Raw genomic sequence first — 4,994 nt, forward strand, 5'->3', positions numbered from 1 at the left:
ACTCAAACAACTACACTGTAAAAATTGAAAACCAATTAGACCTGTTAATCAAAGAAATGGGGTTTACTGACCACATTACAAAAAAAGACAACATTATTAAAGCACCAATGCCTGGGTTAATTTTAAGTGTAAATGTAGAAGAAGGGCAAGAAGTTGTTGAAGGAGAAACCTTAATGATTTTAGAAGCTATGAAAATGGAAAATTCCATTACTGCTCCTAAAGATGGTATTATAAAAGCCGTAAATGTAAAAAGTGGTGGTGCCGTTGAAAAAGGTGAATTAATGATTGAAATGGCTTAAATTATATTGACATGAAAAAAATATTAATAGCAAACAGAGGAGAAATTGCCATTAGAGTTATGAAAACTGCCAGAAAAATGGGAATAAAAACAGTAGCCGTTTATTCTGAAGCAGATAGAAATGCACCACATGTTAGATTTGCTGATGAATCTGTATGTATCGGTGAAGCTCCTTCAAACAAATCATACCTAGTTGGCGAACGTATTATTAAAGCTGCAAAAAAACTTAATGCTGATGGGATACATCCTGGTTATGGTTTTTTAAGTGAAAATGCCGATTTTGCTGAGTTGTGCGAACAAAACAACATCATATTTATTGGTCCAAAATCAAAGTCAATTATAATGATGGGCGATAAATTAGCTGCAAAAGATGCCGTAAAAGATTATAATATTCCTATGGTCCCTGGAGTTGACAGAGCTGTTACAGATCCCAAGGAAGCTGCTCTTATAGCGCGTAAAATTGGCTTTCCAATATTAATAAAAGCCGCTGCTGGTGGCGGTGGTAAAGGAATGCGTGTTGTGGAAAAAGAAAAAGATGTACAAGAACAAATGGCACGGGCAATAAGTGAAGCAACTTCTGCTTTTGGAAATGGTGCTGTTTTTGTTGAAAAATATATAACATCACCTCGTCATATAGAAATTCAAGTTCTGGCAGATAGTCACGGAAACACACTCCACTTTTTTGAAAGAGAATGCAGCGTACAACGCAGACATCAAAAAGTAGTTGAAGAAGCTCCATCATCAATTTTAACTCCAGAATTAAGAGAAAAAATGGGACAAGCTGCCATTAAAGTTGCTCAATCTTGCGATTATTTAGGAGCTGGAACTGTAGAGTTCTTAGTAGATAAAGACTTAAATTTCTATTTTTTAGAAATGAATACTCGCTTACAAGTTGAACACCCTGTTACAGAATTAATTACAGGTGTAGATTTAGTGGAGCAGCAAATTAATATTGCAAGAGGAGAAGCTATCACTCTAAAACAAGAAGATTTAAAAATTAATGGACATGCGATAGAACTTAGAGTATATGCAGAAGATCCTTTAAACGATTTTTTACCAAGTGTTGGTACTTTAACCACTTATAAAATTCCTGTTGGGGCGGGTATAAGAATTGATGATGGTTTTGAAGAAGGTTTGGAAATTCCAATTTACTATGACCCAATGTTATCTAAATTAATTACGTATGGAAAAACGCGGGAAGAAGCAATTCAATTAATGATTAATGCTATAGATAATTTTAAAGTTGAAGGCGCTTTTACAACACTTCCTTTTGGAAAATTTGTATGTGAACACGAAGCATTTAGATCTGGAAATTTCGACACACATTTTGTTAAAAACTATTTTACACCAGAAAAGCTAATGGCTTCAACAAAGGAAGAAGCAAAAATAGCAGCATTAGTCGCTCTTAAAATTTACCTGGAAGATCAAAAAACACTTAAAATACCAAATAATTAATCACCTACAATTAGTATTATTATGGAAAAACAAATGGATACAAAAATTGAAAAATTAGATATCAGAGTTGCTTTAGCTCATTTAGGTGGTGGAGAAAAACGGATTAAAAAACAACATGCAAAGAAAAAGTTAACCGCACGCGAACGAATAGACTACCTGTTAGATGATGGGTCTTTTGAAGAAATGGGCGTTTTAGTTACACATAGAACAACCGATTTTGGTATGGAAGATCAAATTATTTTTGGTGATGGTGTTGTAACTGGTTACGGAACAATTGAAGGAAGATTGATCTACGTTTTTGCTCAAGATTTTACAGTTTTTGGAGGCGCATTATCTGAAACACACGCAGAAAAAATATGTAAAATAATGGATCAGGCTGTTAAAGTTGGAGCACCTTGTATTGGGTTAAACGATTCTGGTGGTGCACGAATTCAAGAAGGAGTGAGATCTTTAGGTGGTTATGCTGATATTTTTCACAGAAATGTACAATCTTCTGGGGTAATTCCTCAGCTCTCTGCAATAATGGGCCCTTGTGCAGGTGGTGCTGTTTATTCACCCGCAATGACCGATTTTACAATTATGGTTGAAGATACCAGTTATATGTTTGTAACCGGTCCAAACGTTGTAAAAACAGTTACAAATGAAGAAGTAACCTCCGAAGAATTAGGAGGTGCAAGAACACATGCCACAAAATCTGGTGTAGCTCATTTAACATCTGCAAACGACATTCAATGTTTAGAAGATTTAAAAAAATTACTAAGTTATATCCCACAAAATAATAAAGAAACTACAAAAAAAATCCCATACGTGTTAGGTGAAGAATTAAGACCCGATTTAATAAATTTAATTCCAGAAGATGCCCATAAACCATATGATATGCGCACCGTTATTAAAGGAATTATTGATGAGGACTCCTTTTTTGAAATTCAAAAAGATTATGCTGAAAATATTATTGTAGGTTTTTCCAGACTTGCAGGAAGAAGTATTGGAATTGTTGCCAATCAGCCAATGCAATTAGCAGGTTGTTTAGATACAAATAGTTCCATTAAAGCTGCGAGATTTACGCGTTTTTGCGATTGCTTCAATATTCCATTATTAGTATTAGTTGATGTTCCTGGATTTTTACCCGGAACGGATCAAGAATGGAACGGAATTATTAAAAATGGTGCTAAATTATTATATGCTTTAAGTGAAGCTACAGTTCCAAAACTAACCGTAATTACTCGCAAAGCTTATGGAGGTGCCTATGATGTAATGAATTCTAAACATATTGGTGCAGACATGAATTTTGCCTGGCCAACAGCCGAAATAGCCGTAATGGGTGCAAAAGGTGCTGCTGAGATTATTTTTAAAAACGAAATTAAATCTGCCGATAACCCTGAAGAAAAGTTAAAAGAAAAAGAAACTGAATACGCATTAAAATTTGCAGACCCATATAGAGCCGCAAGACGCGGTTTTATTGATGAAGTTATTTATCCAAAAAACACTCGAAGAAAACTAATTAAAGCTTTTCAAATGCTAGAAAATAAAGAAATTAACAAACCAAAAAGAAAACATGGAAACATCCCTCTATAAAAACTAATTTAATTTTCTTTCTTTTCATCTAAAACCATTGAACAATAAATTAAATATTGAGCAGAAATATATGTAACCATAACGGCTACTTGAAAAATTAATGCTTCATAATAAAACTTATTAATGGCTAAAATATAGTCAGATACAATAAAAACTATTGCTCCTAATAACATTAATAAAGATTTTTTGCTTTTGGTATTCAAAAAGTCTATCAACGAAACAATACCAAAAATAGAAATAACTACTCCATAAATTACCACTGGTATAAGTAAATCCCTTAAGGTGTCTTTCAATAAAAATAGCAGTAAAGACAGCACAATACCAAACGAAATTATTGGTATAAAACTATTTAAAATTGAAACTTTTTTAATTCTTTTTACAACAATTATAATAAAAAGAAGATGTGCAATTAAAAAGAATCCCAACCCAAATTTAAAAACATTTTCTCCAGAATACAATAAAAATACATCACCAAAAAAACTAAAAATTAATGCCATTACATACCACTTATTTCTAGATTCCACCGATTGAGAATATAAAAATAAAAGTGCTAAAAGAATAAAAGGTTTAAAAATAAAAGTAAGACTATCTATTTTAAAAATAATTCCAATAATGTCTAATACTGAAACTAATAAAAATACGAAAAAAGCAATTTTTTTTATCATTTAATTTAAGTTTTTACCATGATGGCAATGTACAACTTTTATCTAATTTTTTCAATAAGGGTTCAATACCAATTATTAAGCTCTCTGCCATTACTTTAGAATCTTCTTTATGGCATTGCAAACAAGCTCCAACCAACAATAATTGTTGCTGTTCTTTTACAGTAAATGGTCTAAAATCGGTTCTCGTAGAATTTACTGTTCCTTCTTCAACTTCTTTTAAAAATGGAATCCAGGCATCTTCTGGCAAATTGTCATTTTCATTTAATGCATATTCCGGAGTAAATTGCCAAGTTCCTTTTCCTTCTGTAATTTCAAAAGACAATGTTCCTTTTCCATAACCTAATGTTTCTGGATTTGAATGACAGCTTTTGCAATCTCTTACATTTGAAGTAGTTGTATGAGGAGAGTTTGGCGCATACAATCTATGAAATGACACATCTTCGCCTAGTTCTTTTCCTGTATAACTTCCTTTATCAATAGTTAAAATCATTCCCGGAACTGCTGGTTCAATATGTTTCCCTTCAGAATTTGAACGAACTCCCATTGCAGGAAGTGATGATGAAAACTCCGCAACAAATTCTTTCCACTGCCCTTTTCCGTATTTTCTATCTAACAAATCAAAAGCTCTTGGTTCGTTTTTATCATATTCATTATGACAACCAATACAACGTGTTGTCCAAGAAGAATGGCAAGTTGCACAGCTAACATTTTTGTGTGCATTATCTCTCGAACAAATTTCTGGTTGGGGATTTAAAGGATGTAATTTCCCATCTTTTTTACCAATTAAAAAAGCATTTCCAACAGCATCTATAAATGTATTTACTAAGGGATGACCACTTTTTTCAACGGCAATTACCTCTTTATCATAATGTTTGTAATCTCTATGTAAAAAAACCAACAAACTTTCCGCATCTAAAGAATCATACGGTATTGTATTTGGTTTTTCTTTAAAATGGCAATCGGAACATTGTATTTTAACAGCTTGTTCTTCGTGCGTATAT

5 protein-coding genes are annotated in these 4,994 nt (G+C 32.7%); 3 read left to right on the forward strand and 2 right to left on the reverse strand.

What is annotated here, in order from left to right; genetic code table 11:
• The 3 genes from AB1Z17_RS06220 to AB1Z17_RS06230 form a co-directional block, all read left to right on the forward strand.
• The coding region (locus AB1Z17_RS06220; RefSeq protein ID WP_368050928.1) for a biotin/lipoyl-containing protein at positions 1–299 on the forward strand (299 nt) is incomplete at its 5' end.
• Positions 300–310: 11 nt separating this feature from the next.
• On the forward strand, positions 311–1,753 hold the full coding sequence (gene accC / locus AB1Z17_RS06225; protein ID WP_368050929.1) for an acetyl-CoA carboxylase biotin carboxylase subunit: 1,443 nt from the start codon (positions 311–313) through the stop codon (positions 1,751–1,753).
• 33 nt (positions 1,754–1,786) lie between these two features.
• Positions 1,787–3,328 (forward strand): acyl-CoA carboxylase subunit beta, encoded by a 1,542-nt coding sequence (locus AB1Z17_RS06230; protein WP_368050934.1) that lies wholly within the window; start codon positions 1,787–1,789, stop codon positions 3,326–3,328.
• Between the two features lie 8 nt (positions 3,329–3,336).
• Here the strand turns inward: AB1Z17_RS06230 and AB1Z17_RS06235 are convergent, their stop codons facing one another.
• Positions 3,337–3,993, reverse strand: coding sequence for a lysoplasmalogenase (locus tag AB1Z17_RS06235; protein ID WP_368050931.1), 657 nt, complete (start codon positions 3,991–3,993; stop codon positions 3,337–3,339).
• A 13-nt stretch (positions 3,994–4,006) separates the two neighbouring features.
• On the reverse strand, positions 4,007–4,994 hold a 988-nt coding region (locus AB1Z17_RS06240; RefSeq protein ID WP_368050932.1), incomplete at its 5' end, for a hypothetical protein.

It is taken from the genome of Lutibacter sp., from assembly GCF_040883305.1.
In the GTDB taxonomy this organism is placed as follows: Bacteria; Bacteroidota; Bacteroidia; order Flavobacteriales; family Flavobacteriaceae; genus Lutibacter.

What these genes read in the sequence shown, in the direction of transcription:
- accC (WP_368050929.1), top strand. Translation starts at nt 311, where the DNA reads ATGAAAAAAATATTAATAGCAAACAGAGGAGAAATTGCCATTAGAGTT.
- AB1Z17_RS06230 (WP_368050934.1), top strand. Translation starts at nt 1,787, where the DNA reads ATGGATACAAAAATTGAAAAATTAGATATCAGAGTTGCTTTAGCTCAT.
- AB1Z17_RS06235 (WP_368050931.1), bottom strand. Translation starts at nt 3,993, where the DNA reads ATGATAAAAAAAATTGCTTTTTTCGTATTTTTATTAGTTTCAGTATTA.